This window comes from Corynebacterium meridianum (assembly GCF_016342265.1).
Lineage (GTDB): Bacteria > Actinomycetota > Actinomycetes > Mycobacteriales > Mycobacteriaceae > Corynebacterium > Corynebacterium meridianum.
In genome coordinates, this window is sequence record NZ_JAEIOS010000011.1 from 687395 (window position 1) to 706742 (window position 19348).

At 68.3% G+C, this 19348-nt stretch carries 17 protein-coding genes and 1 other RNA gene; 9 read left to right on the forward strand and 9 right to left on the reverse strand.

The window, feature by feature from the left end; translation table 11 throughout:
- The first annotated feature begins 114 nt into the window (after positions 1–114).
- Entirely contained in the window at positions 115–1125 is a 1011-nt protein-coding gene (pip, locus tag JDV75_RS06225) for a prolyl aminopeptidase (protein WP_198738348.1), read from the forward strand.
- A gap of 65 nt (positions 1126–1190) precedes the next feature.
- The gene (locus JDV75_RS06230; RefSeq protein ID WP_198738349.1) at positions 1191–2849 is read left to right on the forward strand and encodes a CYTH and CHAD domain-containing protein; all 1659 of its coding nucleotides are present in this window, start codon (positions 1191–1193) and stop codon (positions 2847–2849) included.
- Between the two features lie 16 nt (positions 2850–2865).
- On the opposite strand, the gene JDV75_RS06235 is transcribed toward JDV75_RS06230, so the two are convergent.
- Positions 2866–3099: a hypothetical protein gene (locus JDV75_RS06235; RefSeq protein WP_198738350.1), complete on the reverse strand. Its 234-nt coding sequence runs from the start codon at positions 3097–3099 to the stop codon at positions 2866–2868.
- 239 nt (positions 3100–3338) lie between these two features.
- Here JDV75_RS06235 and JDV75_RS06240 point away from each other — a divergent pair, with 239 nt between their 5' ends.
- Positions 3339–4688 carry a galactokinase family protein gene (locus JDV75_RS06240; RefSeq protein ID WP_198738351.1) on the forward strand — a complete coding sequence of 450 codons (1350 nt, stop codon included), beginning with the start codon at positions 3339–3341 and terminating at the stop codon, positions 4686–4688.
- A 17-nt stretch (positions 4689–4705) separates the two neighbouring features.
- On the opposite strand, the gene JDV75_RS06245 is transcribed toward JDV75_RS06240, so the two are convergent.
- Both JDV75_RS06245 and JDV75_RS06250 read right to left on the reverse strand, forming a co-directional pair.
- Positions 4706–6115, reverse strand: coding sequence for an RNB domain-containing ribonuclease (locus tag JDV75_RS06245; protein ID WP_198738352.1), 1410 nt, complete (start codon positions 6113–6115; stop codon positions 4706–4708).
- Positions 6116–6154: 39 nt separating this feature from the next.
- Positions 6155–7627: a PucR family transcriptional regulator ligand-binding domain-containing protein gene (locus JDV75_RS06250; RefSeq protein ID WP_198738353.1), complete on the reverse strand. Its 1473-nt coding sequence runs from the start codon at positions 7625–7627 to the stop codon at positions 6155–6157.
- Between the two features lie 221 nt (positions 7628–7848).
- On the opposite strand from JDV75_RS06250, the gene gabT reads away from it, so the two are divergent.
- Together gabT and JDV75_RS06260 are read left to right on the forward strand one after the other, a co-directional pair.
- Entirely contained in the window at positions 7849–9180 is a 1332-nt protein-coding gene (gabT, locus tag JDV75_RS06255; protein WP_198738354.1) for a 4-aminobutyrate--2-oxoglutarate transaminase, read from the forward strand.
- Positions 9181–9207: 27 nt separating this feature from the next.
- Positions 9208–10437, forward strand: coding sequence for an aromatic amino acid transport family protein (locus JDV75_RS06260; RefSeq protein ID WP_198738355.1), 1230 nt, complete (start codon positions 9208–9210; stop codon positions 10435–10437).
- A gap of 8 nt (positions 10438–10445) precedes the next feature.
- Here the strand turns inward: JDV75_RS06260 and JDV75_RS06265 are convergent, their stop codons facing one another.
- The 6 genes from JDV75_RS06265 to cobC all read right to left on the reverse strand — a co-directional run bounded on the left by JDV75_RS06265 (position 10446) and on the right by cobC (position 16767).
- Positions 10446–11873: an aminobutyraldehyde dehydrogenase gene (locus JDV75_RS06265; RefSeq protein ID WP_198738480.1), complete on the reverse strand. Its 1428-nt coding sequence runs from the start codon at positions 11871–11873 to the stop codon at positions 10446–10448.
- Positions 11874–12036: 163 nt separating this feature from the next.
- Positions 12037–12493, reverse strand: an RNA gene (gene rnpB, locus JDV75_RS06270) — RNase P RNA component class A.
- Between the two features lie 64 nt (positions 12494–12557).
- Positions 12558–13715, reverse strand: coding sequence for a bifunctional RNase H/acid phosphatase (locus JDV75_RS06275; RefSeq protein WP_198738356.1), 1158 nt, complete (start codon positions 13713–13715; stop codon positions 12558–12560).
- A gap of 32 nt (positions 13716–13747) precedes the next feature.
- Entirely contained in the window at positions 13748–14473 is a 726-nt protein-coding gene (locus JDV75_RS12215) for a CT398-like coiled coil hairpin domain-containing protein (protein ID WP_198738357.1), read from the reverse strand.
- A 75-nt stretch (positions 14474–14548) separates the two neighbouring features.
- Positions 14549–15694, reverse strand: coding sequence for a Nif3-like dinuclear metal center hexameric protein (locus JDV75_RS06285; protein ID WP_198738358.1), 1146 nt, complete (start codon positions 15692–15694; stop codon positions 14549–14551).
- Positions 15691–16767: an Rv2231c family pyridoxal phosphate-dependent protein CobC gene (cobC, locus tag JDV75_RS06290; RefSeq protein WP_248095361.1), complete on the reverse strand. Its 1077-nt coding sequence runs from the start codon at positions 16765–16767 to the stop codon at positions 15691–15693. The genes JDV75_RS06285 and cobC overlap by 4 nt, the downstream gene beginning before the upstream one ends.
- Positions 16768–16801: 34 nt before the next feature.
- Between cobC and JDV75_RS06295 the strand changes: the two genes are divergently transcribed.
- From JDV75_RS06295 to JDV75_RS06310, 4 genes are read left to right on the forward strand one after another with little or no spacing between them, the layout of a single operon-like run.
- Complete coding sequence (locus JDV75_RS06295) at positions 16802–17455, forward strand: HAD-IA family hydrolase (RefSeq protein ID WP_418884384.1); 654 nt, start codon at positions 16802–16804, stop codon at positions 17453–17455.
- Positions 17433–17948: a low molecular weight protein-tyrosine-phosphatase gene (locus JDV75_RS06300; protein ID WP_198738360.1), complete on the forward strand. Its 516-nt coding sequence runs from the start codon at positions 17433–17435 to the stop codon at positions 17946–17948. Before JDV75_RS06295 ends, JDV75_RS06300 begins: the two co-directional genes overlap by 23 nt.
- Before the next feature lie 39 nt (positions 17949–17987).
- Complete coding sequence (locus tag JDV75_RS06305; protein WP_248095363.1) at positions 17988–19007, forward strand: SURF1 family cytochrome oxidase biogenesis protein; 1020 nt, start codon at positions 17988–17990, stop codon at positions 19005–19007.
- Positions 19008–19009: 2 nt separating this feature from the next.
- Positions 19010–19339 carry a DUF6968 family protein gene (locus JDV75_RS06310; RefSeq protein ID WP_198738361.1) on the forward strand — a complete coding sequence of 110 codons (330 nt, stop codon included), beginning with the start codon at positions 19010–19012 and terminating at the stop codon, positions 19337–19339.
- Positions 19340–19348 lie beyond the last annotated feature (9 nt).

The following is a 19348-nucleotide window of genomic DNA, read 5'->3' on the forward strand; positions in this document are numbered from 1 at the left end:
AGCGGTCCGGACTCCCCGGGTCAGGGGTAAACTCGTCGACCGCCCGAGATCTCATCCTGATCCGGGGGAGCGCAACATGAGAACACCGCTCGAACACTGCGAGGAGGACAACCGGTGCCCACGGAATTTCACCCGGCGACCGAGGCACACGAGACCGGACGTCTCGCCGTCGGGGACGGACAGCTGATCCACTACGAGGTGCACGGCAACCCGGAGGGACGACCCGTGGTCGTCGTGCACGGCGGGCCCGGCGGGGCGAGTGATCCAACGGTCTCCCGGTTCTTCGATCCGGAACGCTACCGCGTGATCATGTTCGATCAGCGGGGCTGCGGGCGGTCGACACCGCATCTCGCGGATCCGGCGGTCGACCTCGACCGCGCCCTGGCGAAGAACACCACCGCGCACCTCATCTCGGACATGGAGAAGCTGCGTGAGCATCTCGGGGTGGCCGGGTGGCAGGTGTTCGGCGGATCCTGGGGATCGACACTCTCACTGGCGTACGCCCAGGCGCACCCGGACCGGGTCCGGGAACTCGTCCTGAGGGGCGTGTTCCTGCTCCGACGCAGTGAGCTGGACTGGTTCTACAACGGCGGGGCGGACCACCTGTTCCCGGATCTCTGGGAGGGCTACCTCGAGCCGGTGCGGCGCGCCCACGGTGGCGGCGATGTCGCGGGCCTCGATCTCATCGCGGAGTATCACCGGCTGCTGTCCGACCCGGACCGGGCGATCGCGCTGCGGGCGGCACGCGCCTGGACGACCTGGGAGAAGTCGACCTCCGCACTGGTGGTCCCGGACGACGTCGACGGGAACCTGCCCGACGACTACGCGCTCGCCTTCGCGCGGATCGAGAACCACTACTTCTTCAACGGCGCGTTTCTGCGGGACGGCCAACTGCTGGAGAAGTCCAACATCGACCGGATCCGGCACATCCCGGCGGTGATCGTCCAGGGGCGCTATGACGTGGTGTGCCCCGCGCGGAGCGCATGGGATCTGCACCGGGCCTGGCCGGAGGCGGATCTGACCATCTGCCCCACCTCCGGTCACTCGCAGATGGAACGGGAGATATCCCGGGCTCTCGTCGCAGCCACAGACCGATTCGCGGACGCATCGCCGGAGAGCTGCTGATCTGCGCCGCCCCCGCTCCGGTTGCTCCCCTATGCAGGGGAGATAAAGCTGGTAGAAACGGACGCATGTCCACTCGTGAGTTTTTTGAGGTCGAAGCGAAATTCGCCGTCACCGACGACACGGAGGTCCCGGATCTGACCGGGATCGCCGGCGTGGACGGGGTCGCGGATACCGCCGTACACGAACTGTCCGCCGTCTACTACGACACCGGGGATCTGCGGCTCACCCGTTCGAGGATCACCCTGCGTCGCCGGACCGGTGGTACAGATGCCGGCTGGCACGCGAAGCTACCGGGCGAAGGCGGGCGCAGGGAACTCCACCACGAGCTGTCCGACGATGACGCGAATACCGTTCCGGCGGCGCTCATCGATCCGGTGCGGGCCATCGTCCGGGATCTGCCGCTCGTCCCGATCGCGCGGGTGGACAACGAGCGTCACGAGTCGACGTTGACGGACTCCGGGGGCGCCGTGTGCGCCGAGTTCTGTGACGACCACGTCACCGCGTGGTCCCTGCTCCCCGACGGGGACAGGACGACCTGGCGGGAATGGGAGATAGAGCTCTCGGACGACTACGCCGGCACCGACGCCGGAGCGGACCTGATCGAATCCGCGACAGACCTGTTCGGTACCGCCGGGGCGGATCCCTCCGAAAGCCCGTCGAAGCTGGTCGCTGCGCTGGGGGACTCCATCGATGATGCTCCGCATCCGCCGTGTGTGGCGGAGCTTGCCCCGGACTCGGCGGAGGCCGGTGTACTCGCGGTCCTGGAGCACAACTACCGCAGGCTGCTGGACTACGACCCACGGGTCCGGGTGGACGAGTGGGACTCGGTGCACCAGATGCGCGTCGCGACGCGGGAACTCCGCAGTCATCTCGAGACCTTCGACGGAGTGATGGACGGTGACCGTTACCGGGGTACCGCACGCGGACTCCGGGAACTGGCTTCGGTGCTCGGTGCCGCCCGCGATGCGGAGGTCGTCGCCGAGCGGTTCCGGGATCTCACCTCCGACGGCGGGTCGGGGGTGGTGGCTCCCGAAGCGACGGCCGCTCTCGTCGCCTCGGTCCGCGCCGACTACCGCGACGCGCACGCCCGGGTGGTCGAGTACCTGAATTCCCCCGAGTACCTCCGTCTGCTGGAGGAACTGGAGAAGCTGCTCGCCGATCCGCCGTTCCGCGGAGATGCCGATGCTCCGGGAAGCGGCGACACCGGGGACACCGCATCCGAGATACTGCTGGACCATCTCGGACGTGCGTACCGGAAACTGCTCGCGCGTCACGATCACGCGATGTCGGTGTGGGATGATCGCTCCGTTCCACTGCGTGAGCGGGAGGAGAACATCCACCGGATCCGGAAGGCCGCGAAGAAACTGCGTTACTCGGCCGAGGCCGTCGGCGCGGCTACGGGGCTCAGGACGAAGCACCTGTACAAGGCTTGCAGCAGGATGCAGTCCGTACTGGGGGACTTCCAGGACGCGGTCACCTCGCGCGATATTCTCCTGGCCAAGGCGGAGCAGGCACGTGCCGACGGCGGTGCCGACACTTTCCTCCACGGGTTGCTGTACCAGCGGGAGATGGCCAACGGCGAGCAGGCTCTCGCCGGCTACCGGAGGACGATGGATGCCGTCGTCGACGCGTATTCGGAACTGGACAACCAGCGCAGGAAAGCCCGCCGAAAGGCCGGGGACAAGTCGGGCAGGTCAGGGAAGAAGGGCGGGAAGAAGCACTGATCTCCTTCCCTCCGGCTCAGTTGCCCGCGTCCTTTTCCCAGGACGGTGCCTCACCCCATGAGTCGTCCTCCCGGTCGAAGGAGTCCGCCTCGCGGTTGCGTTGTTCGGCGATGTCCATCGCGTGCCGGGCCTCCTCCTCGGTGTCATAGGGGCCCATGCGGTTGGTCCAGCTGCCCTGCTTGCCGACAGACACCTCGCCGGTCTCCGGGTTGTAGTACCACTTCCGGTCTTCGGGGGTCACGGGGTCCATGGGCGGGTGCTCCTCAACATCGGTACGGCGGGATACCGGCACGGTCTTCACCGACCGGCACACCGCCGGGTGGTTCCGCCGCACCGGTGACAGGCGATGCCCGTCGGTGCCATGGAGTCCAAGGGTACCGGCAGAACGGTCGGCGCGTACGGTGAAACGTCCCATCCGTGCCCGACGTCCGGTGAACCTCCGGACGACTACAGTGGGGGTGTCCGTCACCGATCCGAGGAGCCGATTTCTTGACCAACCTGATGTGGCCGATCGCGGACGATGCCGTCCGGAACACCGCGCTCGACGAGCACCGGAGCACCTACGGCACCGACCCCGGTCTCGTCGCCACCGCGCCCGCGACCTTCCCGGTGATCGGTGAACACACTGACCCCTACGGAGGAGTCGTCCTGACCGGTGTCTCCGGCAGGCAGATCGTGGTGACGGCATCCCGCCGACCCGATGACCGGGTGCAGGTCCGGGTGCTTCGTACCGGTACCGACGGGCGGACGGTGCCCACGACGGGCGAGGTGACGATGACGGAACTAGCGGCCCACGCGAACCGGCACCAGGCCGCGCAGGACGATCCCGGCGCTGGAGCGTGTCCGTCACCGCCGCCAGGCGATGGAGACGGTGGTGGTGACTGGGCGAACCGGCTCGGCGGGGTGGCCTGGATGATGATCCACCGGCAGCTGATCAGCCGCGAGACACCCGGGTTCGACATCACGGTGGTCTCGGACATTCCCCCGCGTTGCGGTCTCGGGGGCCGCTCGTCCGCGGAAGCGGCGTTCGCGCTCGGCCTCGCGGATCTCGCCGGCCACCAGCCCGACGCTCCGCTGCGCACCCGGATCGCCGACATCTGCACCCAGTCCGCGGCCATCTTCGGTGACACTCCGCCGCTACGGGCCCGACACACCACGGCGCTGCGGGGCGGCACCGAGAGGGATCTGTCGGTCATCGACTACGCCGACGGTTCGGTCACCCACGCGCCCTCACCGGCCCCCCGGAGCTTCCGCCCCTTTCTCGTCGCGGTTCCGGGAAAGGCCGCCGATTCCCGGGAGTCCCGGATCCCTGAGCTCCGCCGACGGGGCGATTTCATCGCGCTCGCCTCACGGACCTACGGGGTGCAGTCGCTGCGGCTGCTGCCCGATTCCGAGGAGCGGGTGATCGAGTGGCTGGCGACCGTGCACGAAGTGAAGGGGCCGGATGCCCAGCCCCCGGTCGCCGAGGCCTCCGGTTGGATGACCTTCCTCACCGCGGAGACCGGCCGGGCCTCCGACTGTGCGGCTCTCCTGCGGTCGCGTCGGACTGCCGAGGCACTCTCCCGGCTGACCGATTCGCAGGAACACACCTGTGCCGCGTTCGGACTCGGCTCCGACACGGAAGCCCTGGTGCAGCTCTGCCGGAGCCGGGGGGCTGCCACGGCCAGAGCCGCACACGCGGGTGCCTCCGGCGCGGTGATCGCCTGGTTCCCGTCCGGTCGGGAGGGCAGGGGTGCCGGCGACGCCGCACTACGGCTGGCCGACGACGGTCTGCTGGTCATCCCCCTGGCTGGTGGCCGTCCGGCGGAGGTGGACGACAACCCCGACAACTGGGACTGAACGATCCGCCCCGGCGGTCAGGGGACCCAGGAGAAGGAGACCTCGCGTTTGGCGGTGTCCACGCCGTCGAGTCGGACGGTCACCCGAGTGCCCTGCTCCGGTGCCCCTGCGCAGCGGGCGACCACGGGCGGCTCGGCGATGAATATCCGGGCACTGTCCGAGGACTCCGATGTCGCGAGCACGACGGCGCTGAACGTCTCCCCCACCCACGGTTCGAGCACAGTGGCCTCCACGAGGTTGAGGCACGCCCGGTCCACGCTTCCGGCCAGCGGGGCTGTCCTGTGCATCGTCTCCAGAACGTCCGCGGCACCGTCCTCGGCCCATTCCGGGACCGCTGTGCCGTTGTGGATCGCGAGGCAGAACTCGGTGGCGTAGCGGTCGACCAGACGACGCAGGGGCGCGGTGACATGGGCGTAGTAGCCGCCGACACCGGCGTGGATGAACTCCCCCGGAGTCTCCCCGTCCTCCCCGGTGAGGACTTCGTATCCGGCACCACGCAGCAGCTTCTGGGCCTCACGCATGACGGCCATCCCCTTCGGTCCGGTGACATCGACCCCGTCGAGGAATGTGCCGATCGGATCCGCCGGGTCGTAGGAGTAGCCGAGGGCGGCGACCTCGGCGGCGAATTCCCACAGATCGGAGGGGTCCGCCGGAGCGAGGGTGCGGAGGATTCCGATGCCCGCGGACGCCATCATCCGGCCTGCGATCATCCCGGTGAGCAGCGAGATCTCGGAGTTGTACTCCATCATGGCCAGGCGCGGCTCGACGTCGAGCCGGTAGCGTCCGTCAGGCTGCTTCCCGACACTCTGTGCGGGCGTACTGAGCGACACCGCCCTGCGGCGCAGCGCCGTCCGGGAACGCAGCTCACCGACATCGGGGAGCAGTCGGATCGCGGGGTGCAGCGTCCCGTTCTCCATGTCGGCGGTGGTCTCTACGTAGTTGAATCGGGCCCGGCTGCGGACCAGAGCCCGGGTGAGTCCATGGCCCGTCACCTCGCCGCGGGCGTCGAGACGCATGCTCCACAGGACCGCGGGTCGGTCCACTCCGGGTAGGAGGCTCGCGGATCCCTCGGACAGTGCCGGCGGATGCAGGCGTGCGGGACCGTCCGGCAGGTAGATGGTCTGTCCCCGGCGCAGGGATTCCGCGGCCACGGCGCCGGCGGGGTCGACGAATGCTGCGACATCCGCGATCGCGTAGTGCACGAGGTAACCGTCGCCGTCAGGCAGGATGCACACCGCCTGATCGAGGTCCATGGATCCCTCGGGATCGATGGTGACCAGGTCGATGTCCCGCCTGTCGACGCGCTGTCCCGCGTACCGGTCGCGGGCGGTGGCCGCCTCCCGACTGACCGCCCCATCGAAGTCGCGGACGATCCCGAACTCCTCGGCGATACCGCCGAAGTCGAGTGCTGCCGCATAGAGTCTCATGGGGTCCGATTCTGGCACATCCGGAGATCGTGGATACGGTCATTCACCACCTGTTCGCGTGACGATAACCAGCAGCAGCTCCGCACATGCCACCGGATCCGAGAGGTCCACCTCGGTGACCTCGCTGATCCGGGCCAGTCGGGTGCGCACGGTGTGCCGGTGCACCCCGAGGGTCTCCGCGCACGTGGTGATCCGACCGTGCCCCCGGAGATAGGTCGCCAGGGTGTCCGCGAGTTCGGTCCCGTTTCTCCGGTCGTGGTCCACGAGTCGTTCCCAGGTCTGCGCGGCACGGGTGTCGAGCGCCGCGCGTACCGCGGGATCGTGGATCCACCGCGCCCCGCCTGTGCCTCCCCCGGAGACGCCGAGGGCGCGGGACCTGGCGTCGATGACGAGATCGTCCACGAGGTTCGGGGTGAGCTCCCGCCAGTGCACCGGCGGACCGATGGCCACGCGAACCTCCGCTGCGGCGGCTCTGAGGAGTTCAGTGATCCCGCGGTTCGCCCGGTCCCCACGGAACAGCAGGAGGACGGTGTTCGGGACGATCCGCAGGCTGTAGAGATACCGGCCGCGGCACTCCAGGGCGTCGTCGACGGCGCTGACGGCGCTCTCGACGGCTCGGGTGTGATCACCGTGAATGATCACCGGACGGATCTTTCCCCGCGCGTCGGTCACGGCGCCGAACACCCGGTCCACGGTATCTGCGGTGTTTTCCACCCCGAGCAGGATGGCCATCGCCATGGTGTTCATCTCCGCGCGGGCGGCGCGCAGGTGCGCGGGTCGCTGGATCAGGATGTCGGCGAGGCCTGCCGCGTGCCGGATGAGGGCGCGACCGGAGGGACCGAGGGGTCCGGGGGTCTCCACGGCGAGCACGTGGAACCGTTCACCGTGGCGGGACATCCGGTAGGTGTGGGTGAATCCGTCACCGTCCGTCGTGGGACCGGCCGAGTCCCGGCCTGCACGGACCGCATCGACGGCCACAGCTGTCGCGCAGCGTGTCCCCCGGTCCTCGCGGAGAACGCTGCGGGCGTCGTTGTCGACGATCGCCACGGCGGAGTCGAGCACCTCTGACAGTTGTCGCCCCAATGCCTCGAGACCACCGGTCACGGCGTACTGGCTGAGCAATTCCTGGGCGTTGATCAACCGCTCGCGTTCGATGTTGCCGAGCCTGGTGCGCTCGTCCTCCACGGCACCCAGTATCGAGGCGAACGGGATGTGCCTCGGCACCTCGAACACGGCGAGTCCCGCCGCCCGGGCACCGACGACGAGTTCCGCGGGAACCTCGTCGAACACGAGTCCCGTCCCCAACCCGACCGCGGCGGCACCGGCGTCTGCGAGGGCCCTGCAGTAACCGGTGAGACGCTCCGGCTCACCGGCGAAGGAGATACCGACGGTCAGGACGATCGCACCGGGCACGAGGAATTCGCCCGGGTCCTCGAGTTCGGTGGGTTGGACCACGGTGAAATCCCGCGCTCCGGGCACCAGTTCCAGGAGTTCGAGATGTTTCTGGTTCATCAGCCAGCGGAACTGCAGTCTCGGTGTACCTGCACGAAACATGGACAACTATCCAATCCGGACAACTGGAGAAGTACTTTTGTCCAGTATGGCACTCCCGGTCCGCCCGACGATGGACGCATAATTGTGAGCCCGGACACCCCGGGTGTCTTAGCCGCCGGTCGGCTAGGGATACGGCACCCCCGCCCCCCTCATCACACGCACACTCAAGGAGAACCAGAGTGAAGGATCTTGTCCACCGCCTCCCCCAGAAGCGTTCCATCGTCACCGCTTTGCCGGGCCCGAAATCGGCCGCGTTCGCTGAGCGCCGCCGGGCGGCGGTGCCGCGCGCACTGTCGCCGCAGTTGCCGTCCTGCGTCGTCGACGCGGACGGCGGAGTCCTCGTCGATGCCGACGGAAACAGCTTCATCGACTTCGCCTCCGGCATCGCGGTCACCTCCGTCGGTGCCTCCAACGGTCGGGTCGCCGACGCGGTCGCGGAGTCCGCGCACCGGTTCCTGCACACCAGCTTCATGATCTCCCCCTACGAGAGCTACGTCGCGGTGTGCGAGCGCCTCAACGAACTGACACCGGGCAACCACGAGCGGCGAACGATCCTGCTCAACTCCGGTGCCGAGGCGGTGGAGAACGCGGTGAAGATCGCCCGCAGTCACACGGGCAGGCCGGCCGTGGTCGTGTTCGAGCACGCGTACCACGGCCGGACCAACCTGACGATGGCGATGACGGCGAAGAGCGCGCCCTACAAATCGGGGTTCGGCCCCTTCGCCTCCGATGTCTACCGGGCACCGATGTCCTACCCGTTGCACGATCACCTGGACGGAAAGACGGCGGCCCGGCGGACGATCACCATGATCGAACAGCAGGTCGGTGCGTCGAACCTCGCATGCGTCGTCATCGAGCCGATCCAGGGGGAGGGCGGATTCATCGAACCGGCTCCCGGTTTCCTGGGTGCGGTCGTCGACTGGTGCCGCGACAACGGGGTCGTCTTCGTCGCCGACGAGATCCAGTCGGGTCTGTGCCGCACCGGCGACTGGTTCGCCTGCGACCGGGAGGGCATCGTCCCGGACCTGGTGTGCACCGCGAAGGCGATAGCCGGCGGCATGCCCCTGTCCGCGGTCACGGGCCGGGCGGAGATCATGGACGCGGCCGGGCCCGGTGGTCTCGGGGGAACCTACGGAGGTAATCCCGTCACCTGCGACGCCGCCCTCGCCGCCCTCGACCAGATGGCGGAGCTCGATCTCTGTGACCGCGCACGGGACATCGGCTCGATCATCCACGAGGTACTCGACCCGGTCGCCGCGGAATCCGGTCGGATCGCGGAGGTCCGCGGCCGCGGGGCGATGATCGCGCTCGAGCTGACCGCTCCCGACGGCGCACCGGACAAGGCGTACACCTCGGCGGTTCAGGCCGCCTGCCGGGACGCCGGCGTCCTGATCCTGACCTGCGGGATGAACGGCAACGTCATCCGACTGCTGCCACCGCTGGTGATCAACGAAGAACTGCTGCGCGAAGGACTGGGGGTACTCACCGACGCCCTGACCGACCGCGCCTGAAACCCGCCACCGACCGAAAGGAGTCCGATGCGCACACCGCAGGACACGAACACCGTGGTCCCGGACGACCACGGGCACCCGACCTCCATCACGGTCCTCCAGGGGGTCGCGCTCATCTTCGGCACCAACATCGGTGCCGGTATCCTCTCCCTGCCGTACGCGGGACGCAACGGTGGTTTCCTCGCCCTGGTGATAGCCCTGGCGCTCGCCGGAACACTCACCACGATCTCGATGCTGTACGTCGCCGAAGTGTCGATGCGGACAAGGAAGCCGCTGCAGCTGTCCGGTCTGGCGGAGAAGTACCTCGGCGACACCGGTCGCTGGCTGGTGTTCCTGGCCATCATCGTCAACGGCACGGGTGCCCTCATCGCGTACGCCGCCGGATCCGGAACCCTCGTGAACAACCTGATGGGTGTTCCCCCGATCCTCGGCACCCTGGTGTTCTTCGGCCTCGGCACATTCCTCATGTGGAAGGGCCTGCACGCCACGGGTACCGCGGAGGGCGCGGTCACCTCCGGGATGGCCATCATCATCGCCATACTCTGCGGCTGGACGTTCATGGGTCCGGGAATCAGTGCCGGAAATCTCCTCGTCCTGCACCCGCTCTACATCATCCCCATCATCAACCTCGCCGTCTTCGCCTTCCTCGCCCAGTACGTCGTCCCCGAGATAACCCGTGGCCTCGAGAAATCGAATCCCGGAGCCGTACCGAAGGTCATCGTCATCGGCATGTGCGTCACCGGTTTCACCCTCGCGCTGGTCCCCTTTGCAGCGCTCGGTCTGATGGGTCGCGACGTCAGTGAAGTGGTGACGATCGCCTGGGGCGAGGAACTCGGACAGGTCGCCTACTATCTGGCCAACATCTTCGCCCTGTGCGCGATGTTCACGTCGTTCCTCGCGATCGGCTTCACCACCATGCGCAACGTCCTGGACATACTGCACTGGCCGCAGTACGGAAAACACCGGACGGTCGCGGCGGCAGTCACCGTCCTCCCGCCGTTGATCATCTCCCTGATCGGGCTGGGCGGTTTCGTCGCAGCCCTGAGCTACGCAGGCGGATTCGCCGGTGCGATCATGTCGGTGATTCCGGTCATGATGCTGCACGCGGCGCGACGCAACGGCGACCGGGAACCGGCGTGGCGGGCGACGTGGCAGGCCCACCCCGCAATCCAGGGCACGATCATCGTCGTCTACGTGACCGCCTTCATCTACTCGGTCATCTCAGCCCTCGGTTGGGTCCCCGCCTCCTGGGCGTGACCACCGGGTCAGTGTGCCGTCATGACGTGTTTGATCCGGGTGTACTCCTCGACCGAGTACAGGGAAAGGTCCTTGCCGTAGCCCGAATCCCTGAATCCCCCGTGCGGCATCTCCGCGACGAGCGGGATGTGGCAGTTGATCCACACGCATCCGAAGTCGAGTTCGCGTGAGCACCGCTCCGCGGTCGCGTGGTCTTTGGTCCACACCGATGAGGCCAGCCCGTAGTCGACGTCGTTGCCCATCCGTATGGCCTCATCCGTTCCGGTGAAGGGCTGCACGGTGATGACGGGGCCGAAGATCTCCCGGCGGATGGCGTCGTCGGTCTGCCGGAGACCGGTTACGACGGTGGGCTGGACGTAGAAGCCGGTGTCCCCGATCCGGTGTCCGCCCGTCACGACGGTCGCGTGGTCGGGCAGGTTCCGTATCACGGACAGCACCTTCTCCAGGTGTGCGGCGTTGTTCAGCGCCCCGTAGAACGCGTCGTCATCGTCGGGCTGTCCGGGGCGGAGCTTGACCGCTTCTTCCACGAGGAGTTCGACGAACCGGTCGTGGACGCTCCGTTCCACGATGACCCTGGTCGCCGCGGTGCAGTCCTGGCCGGCGTTGAACAGGCCCGCCTGCGCGATGCCCTCCGCCGCCGCCGGGAGATCCGCGTCCGCGAACACGAGGACGGGGGCCTTTCCACCGAGTTCCAGGTGCGAACGTTTGAGGTTGGCCCCGGCGCTGCCGCCGACGGCGCGCCCCGCGGCCACCGATCCGGTGATGGACACCATCCGGACATCGGGATGCGCCACGAGCTTCTCCCCGGTGGATGCGTCACCGAGGACGATGTTCACCACGCCGGGCGGCAGGATACCGCCCAGGAGCCGGGCAAGTTCCAGCGTCGATGAGGGCGTGGTGTCGGAGGGCTTGAGCACCACGGTGTTTCCCGCGGCCAGGGCGGGCCCGATTTTCCACAGTGCCATCATCAGCGGATAGTTCCAGGGTGTGACCTGGGCGACGACGCCGACCGGTTCGCGGCGCACCATCGACGAGAAACCGTCCATGTACTCCCCTCCGGCCAACCCGCCCAGGGTCCGGGCCGTGCCTGCGAAGAACCGGATCTGGTCCGCACCGACGCCGCACTCCTCGGATTCGATCAGCGAGATGATCTGTCCGGTCTCCCGCGACTGGATCTCCGCCAGGTTCCGGGAGTTGTCCTCGATGGCGTCCGCGAACTTCAGCAGGAGGGACTGCCGGACGGCGGGGGTGGTGTCACGCCAGCTCCGGAAGGCCTCGGCGGCGGCGGACACCGCCGCGTCGACGTCCGCTTCCCCGGAGACCGGGGAGATAGCCGTAACCAGTCCCGTGACGGGACTGACGAGTTCGATGGTGCCGGTTCCCCGGGCGTCGACGAACGAGTTTCCGATGAAGTTCTGGAGGGTTGTCGGCACGATGGTGTGGTCCTTTCCGGGTTCGGGCACCGGGTGGAGGTGCGGGAGGCGGCCCCGGATCGGCCGGGGAACACCGTGTGGACGTCAGTGTAGGGGGACATCACGGGCCGTGCGGGCCGCATCCGGGCAATCACGCGCCGGTACCGGGGCCGGGAAAGGTGTGGGGCGAATGAGTCGACCTGTAAGCCGGATTCTGTGCCGCGCCGTGTGACCGGCGCGGTGGCGGTCATCCATCTGGACGCACCATCGCTGGGCGCCTCAAGCGGTCGACCCGCGGACTCGGGCGGGCAGCCCTCAATCGTCCGCGCAGGCACATCAGGGTCTATTCGATGAAACCCGTTTATGCGCCCTCTCACCTTGCTCCGGGTGGGGTTTACCTAGCCACCGCAGTCACCTGCGGTGCTGGTGCGCTCTTACCGCACCGTTTCACCCTTACCCCGCGACCCGGTTTCCCGGGACCCGGGGCGGTTTGTTTTCTGTGGCACTGTCCCGCAGGTCACCCTGGGTTGCCGTTGACAACCACCCTGCCACTGTGGAGTCCGGACTTTCCTCGGCGCGGTGTCTGCACGGACGGGGGTGAACCCGTCCGTCGTTTCACCGGCCGCGACCGCCCGGTCGACTCATTCGCATCCGTCACTGTACCGTGCCCCGGCCCGGCCGCATGATTCGCCCGGTATTCGGGGAGGATCAGCGCAGGTGGGCGGTATCGTTGACGAGTCGCACGGTCGTCGGCCCGTCGGCGTAGAACTCGGCGACGGACAGGGACGCGAGATCCAGGTGCATGCGGTGGAAGATGCCGGGACCGGCGTCGAGGGCGAGGCGGAGGATGCCCTTGATCGGGGTGACGTGACTGACGACGAGGACGTTGGCCTCACCGTAGGTGTCCACGATGTGCTTCTTCGCACGCTTGATGCGGCGGTACGCCGCCTGGAGCGACTCCCCGCCGGGTGGCGCCACCGAGGTGTCGTCCAGCCATTTCGCGTGCAGCTCCGGGTCCGCCTCCCTGGCCTGTGCGAAGGTCAGGCCGTCCCAGTCGCCGAAGTCGAGCTCGGTGAGGTCGTCGAGGACGTCGACGTCGAGTCCGAGGGCCGCGGCGCACGTGTCCGCGGTTTCGCGGGTGCGGGCCAGCGGTGAGGACACGATGGCGTCGATGCCGCCGCGTGCCGAGAGCATGGCTGCGGCGAGCTCAGCCTGCCGTCTGCCCACGGCGGTGAGTGACGGGTTGCCCCGCCCGGAGTAGCGTCGCTCCGCGGACATCTCGGTCTGCCCGTGGCGGAGCAGGATCATGCGGGTGGGGCGGGTGACCGCGCCGTTCCAGGAGGTGGGGGCCGCGGTGGGCGTGGCGGCGCTGTCCTTCGCGTCGGGTTCCGCGGGTTCCGCGGTGGGTTCCGGTGGCCCGCCGGCGCGCTCCCCGAGGTCGATCTTCCCGGGTGTCGCGCCGTCGGCGCCGGCGTCCATCGCGATGTTCGCCAGTTCGTCGGCCCGGCTGTTCTGCTTCCGCGGGATCCAGGTGTAGTTGATCTTCTCGAACCGGGCCGCGAGGTCACGGGCCTCGAGGGCGAGTCTCTTCATGTCGGGGTGCTTGACCTTCCAGCGCCCCGACATCTGTTCGACGACGAGTTTGGAGTCCAGTCGGACCTCGACGTGGGTGGCACCCAGGTCGTGGGCCGCGATCAGTCCGTTGATCAGGCCGCGGTACTCGGCGACGTTGTTGGTCGTCTTCCCCACGAACTCGGAGATCCTGCGGAGGATCCTCTCACCCCGTTCGTCGAGCAGCAGGGTTCCGCTGCCCGCTATTCCGGGGTTGCCGCGGGAACCTCCGTCGGCTTCGATGATCACCTTCACAGCGTGTCCTCCACGTTTCTTCCGGTACCGGGTCAGCTACGGACCAGCCAGGTCCCGCATTCCGGGCACCGGGGGACGGTGTCTTTCGCGGTCGCCCGGATCCGGGAGATCCCGGCGGCGGGCAGAACGAGGTAGCAGGCGGTGCAGGAGTTCCCGGTGAAACGGGCGGCACCCACGCCGAAGGACTCGTACTGTTCGTCGTAGGCGTCGAGGGCCTCGGGGGTGGTCTCGGCGAGACGGGACCGGAGATTGTCGCGTTTCACCTCGAGGTCGGCACGCGAGGAGCGTCGTCCCTGCAGGGCAGCGTCCCGGGCACGGGTGGTGGCCGCGATCTTCTCCTCGATCTCGTCGAACAGCGCACCGTCGGAGTCGTGGTTGAGGTCGGTCGCCTCGATCCGTTGGCGCATGTTCTCCTTCTGCTCGGTGATCCGCCGGATCCGGCGGCGCGTCGACGCGAGATCGTGCTCGAGATCGCGCCGGTCCTCCATGTCGGTTGCGGCACCGAGCCCGTCGAGATCGGCCTTCTGTCTGCGCTCCAGCTTCGCGAGGTCGTGGTCGAGGCGCCCGAGATCGCGGCGCAGATCCTCGACCCCCATCTTGGAAACCGCTGCGCCGTCCCGGAGTTTCGCCCGCTCGGCGATGAGGGCGTCGAGTTCCTGCTGTTCCTCGAGGATCGGTTCCGCGCGGTCGACGGTGAGTGCCGCGTCGGTGTCGGCGAGCTCGAGGAGGAGACGCTGGTTGTCAGGGGCGAGTTTCACGGTGGTGCTTTCTGTTCTTCGGTCGGTGCGGTGATCACGGAGTCTGTCCGTGATCACGGTACGGGAGGGTTCACGTTACCCTTCATCGCGCGCATGCCGGGAGATGGTCCACGGATCGGTGCGGATGTCGAGAACACGGGTGTCGACGCCGGCCTCGTCGGCGATGAGTTCCGCGGCGCGGGCGCACCAGGGCGATTCGCTCGCCCAGTGCGCGGTGTCGATCACGGCGGGGCCCCCGGCGCGCAGGTGCTCGTCCACGGGATGGTGCCTGAGATCCGAGGTGAGGAACACGTCGATGTCCCCCATCGCCGCGACAGTGTCGAGGAAGCTGTCACCGGAACCCGAGCACACCGCGACCCGTCGGACCATCCGGTCCGGATCGCCTGCGGCGCGGACTCCCCATTCGGTGACCGGGAGCCGGTCGGCGACCTGCTGCACGAAGTCCGCGAAGCGCATCGGCTCCGGCAGATCCCCGATCCGTCCGAGGCCCGGTGCGGTGTCCGGGTCGACCGTGCCCTCTGTGGCGGTGATGTCGAAGGCGGGTTCCTCGTACGGGTGGGCGGTGCGCAGTGCGGCGGTGATCGCCCCGCGGCGCGACCGGGGTGCGACGAACTCCACGCGGACCTCGTCGACGTGCTCGAGTTCCCCGATGGAGCCGAGCGCCGGGTTCGCACCGTCGGCGGGCCGGAACTGGCCCTGCCCCGGGAACTGGAAGGAGCATTCGCGGTAGTTCCCGATCGCCCCAGCTCCGGCGTCGAACAGCGCCTGCTTCACGGTTTCGACGTCGGGGGCGGGGATGTGGACGCCCCACTTGTCGGGACCGGTGCCGGGTTTCGGGGCGACCGCGCGGCCCGGGGTGATGCCGATGGTCTCGGCGAGGGCGTCGTTGACGCCGGGGCGGGCGGAGTCCGCGTTGGTGTGCGCGGCGAACAGTGCCACTCCCCCGCGGATCAGGGTGTGGAGGATGCGGCCCTTCGGGGTGTCTGCCGCGACGCTGTCCACGCCGCGCAGGAGGAGCGGGTGGTGGACGATGAGCATGTCCGCACCGGCGTCGACCGCGGCACGGGCGACCTCGTCGGTGCAGTCGAGGGCGAACACGACCCTGCCCACGGGGGCGTCGGGATCCCCGCAGATCAGTCCGACGCTGTCCCAGCTCTCCGCGAGGTGCGGCGGGTAGGCGGTGTCCATGATCCGGCGGATCTCGGCGACGGTGCTGGTCATTGTCGTTCTCTTTCCTTGACGTTGTTCGGGGTGTGTCCGGTCACTGCGCCCACCAGTGTCGCAACTTCCGGCGCGCCGCGCACGGCGAGCCGCCAGTAGGTGTGGTCCAGTCCGGGGAAGGTGTCGCAGCGGCGGACGGCGATTCCCCGTCGCGCGAGCGCGACGCGGGTCTCCTCCGGATCGTCGACGGGTGGCGAAACGAGTAGGTACGGCGCCTGCGAGTGGGCGTGCACCGTGAACCCCGCTCCGCGCAGCGCGCCGATCATCTCCATGCGCTGGCGGGCGACGGTCCGTGTCTCCGCGGCGAGGAACCCGGCACCCTCACGGAGGGCGGTGCGGATCGCGACCGCCTGGAGCGTTCCCAACGGCCAGTGGGGCCGTCTGGCGGCGAGTTGGTGCACCAGCTCCGGCGCTGCCAGCAGATAACCGCACCGTAGCCCGGCCAGGGAGAAGGTCTTGGTGAGACTGCGCAGCACCACCAGTCCGGGGTGCCGTGTGACCTCGGCGGCGAGAGAACGGCTCTCGTCCGTCAGATCCATGAAGGCCTCGTCGACGACGGTGGTCCGCCCGGGTCTGCACCATCCGCGGATCTCCGCCGGGGGGTGCAGCACCCCGGTCGGGTTGGTCGGGTTGCCGATGACGACCAGGTCGGCGGCCTCGGGTGGCCTGCGGCCAGCCAGGGTGAACGGTACGTCCAGCACCATGCGTTCCACCCGTGCACCGGCGGCCCGCAATGCCGCCTCCGGTTCGGTGAATCCGGGATGCACCACGACCGGGTGCCGGGCGTCGAGTCCGGCGATGAGGGAGAACCCCTCGGCGGCGCCGGCCAGCAGCAGAACGCACCCCGGGCCCACCCCGTGGTGCTCCGCCACGGCGTCCCTCGCGGAGTCGATGACCTCCTGCGGCGGGTAGGACCCGAGACCCGGGATCTCATCCCGGAGAGCCGCAGCCAGCCACTCCGGGGGGCCCGGGGCACGCACGTTCACGGCGAAGTCCAGGATCCCGGAGCCGGGGTCCACCGTACCCGCGGTCGCGAGATCGCCGTGATACCGCAGCAGGTCGTCCTCATTCACACGGACCAGATTACGTTCTGTCACACTGGAGGGCGTGAAAACTCTGCTGATAGACGTGGACGGCACACTCATCGACTCCTACCCGGGGATCCGGGCCAGCTTCCTGCACGCCCTCGACGCCATGGGGCACCCGCGTCCGGGCGAGGAGGTGCTCTCCCGGATCGCCGGCCCCCCGATGGAACTGACGATGCGCTCCATCGGCATGACCCCCGAGGAGGCACGGGAAGGGGTGCGCGTCTACCTCCGGCACTACGGTGAGGGGTCCTGGGCGAACGCGGAGCCCTATCCCGGCATGCGGGAGCTACTCGCCCGCTGGCGGGAGAAGGGCTACCGGGTCTGCACCGCCACCTCGAAGGGCGAGCACTTCGCCCGTAAGTCTCTCGAGCGCTACGGGATGATCGACTCCATCGATTTCCTCGGCGCGGCTGAGGAGAACGGTCCGCGCCGTTCCAAGGAGTCGGTCATCGCGTACGTCCTGGACTCCCTGGACCTGCGGGGGACCGAATCCGATATCCTCATGATCGGCGATCGCATCCACGACTTCGACGGTGCGGCCACTTTCGGAATCGATGCAGTGGCCTGTGCCTGGGGGTACGGTGATGCCGAGGAACACGCGAAGGCCCGCTGGACCGCGACCAGCACCCGACACCTGGAGGACATAGTCGATGAGTGGAACGAGCAGAGTTAGGGAACGTACCGAGGACGTGTACGTCGTCTTCGTGTGCACCGGCAACATCTGCCGCTCCCCCATGGCCGAGGTCATCGTGCGCGACGCGGTCGAGGACGCCGGTCTCACCGACCGGGTTCTCCTCCGGTCCTGCGGAATGGGCGGTTGGCACGTCGGCCAGCCCGCCGATGACCGGGCACTCGCCGAACTCCAGGCCGCGGGCCACGACGGCTCGGATCACAGGGCGAGCCAGTTCGGTGACGAGCACCGCGACGCCGATCTGCTCGTCGCCCTCGATTCCGGGCACGTACGTGCCCTCCGTGGCGCAGGCGTGCCCCGCGAGCGGATCAGGTTGCTGCGCAGTTTCGACCCGGCTGCCGGCGAGGTCGACTGCGCCGACCCCTACTACGGCACCTCCGACGACTTCACCGTGGTCCGCGAGCAGATCGATGCCGCCTTGCCCGGTCTGATCGACTGGATGCGGGAGACCTGCGCGGATATGTCGGGGCGGTGAGTTTCGGTGGTTCCACCGGCTGGCACTAGACTGGCCGGTGTGAACACCGACGCAGCACGCCCCGGAGGATCGAGAGGTCCTCTGTCGCTGTTCCGGGTGTTTCTCACACCGGGTTGGGTCATCACCGCGGTCGTGGTGATCGTCTTCGCCTACACCGCATTCACCGTTCTGGCCCCCTGGCAGCTCGGGAAGAACGAGGCCACCAGTGCCCGGAACCAGCGCATTGAACAGGCATTCAACACCGATCCTGTTCCCGTCGGTACTCTCGTGGGTCCCGACGGCGTCGTCGCCCCTGATCTCGAGTGGCGCCGCGTGACCCTCGACGGACACTACCTGTCGGACGACGAGGTGCTGCTGCGGCTGCGGCCCGTCGACCACCAGCCGGCTGTCCAGGGTCTCGTCCCCTTCGAGCTCGATGACGGCACGATCCTCCTGGTCAACCGCGGCTGGCTCCCGGTCGAGGCAGGACAGATACCGGAGGTTCCCGCAGCCCCCGGTGAAGAGGTCACCGTCTCCGGTTACCTCCGCCGGAACGAGGCGGTCCCCGAACGCTCCCCCGTCACCGAGCAAAACCACACCCAGGTCCACGGGATCTCCACGGAGCAGATAGCTGAGCTCACGGGTGTCCCGCTCGGGCGGGACTACATCCAGCTCTCCGCGGGTTCCCCCGGTGGCCTGGACCCCATCCCGCTGCCGAAGCTCGATGCGGGCCCTTACCTCTCGTACGGGGTCCAGTGGATCGCCTTCGGGATCATGGCCCCACTGGGACTCGGCTACTTCATCTGGGCCGAGATACGGGAACGCCGCCGGGAACGGGAAGAGGAGGCGTCCGCCGCAGCAGCCGCCCCGGTATCGACCGGTGGCCCGGGTGGGGACACCGATCCTCCGGAACGCTCCCCGACGCGTCGCGACACTGAGGCGCAGGACGTGGGGACCGAAACGACGCCCCCCGTGCCACAGCCGCAGCCCCGGGAACGACGCCGCAGACGCGCGCGCTACGGATCCGGACACACCGATCATTACCGCACCATCGCCGAGAAGAATGAAGAGAGGTTCTAGCCGTGGACAACACCATCCAGCCACTGGTCAGTCGCACCCTGCACCGCGAGGACGGAAGCTCCGTCACCGTGGAGATCGCGGCCCCCGTCAACCGCGGCGAGGACTTCTGGGAGACCCGCTGGCGCATCACCGGGCTCTCGGACGGCGATGTCGAGTTCGCCTCGGGCGGTGTCGACTCCATGCAGTCGCTCCTCGCGGCTCTCGCCATGTCGGGCGACCGCGTGGCGGAGGACTCCTCCCTCAGTTTCCTCGAGGGCCCCGGAACCGGGCTGCTGCACTCCGGAAAGCGGGAGGACGGCTTCTACACCGCTGTCCTGCGGATGCCGACGTAGAGGAGTCGG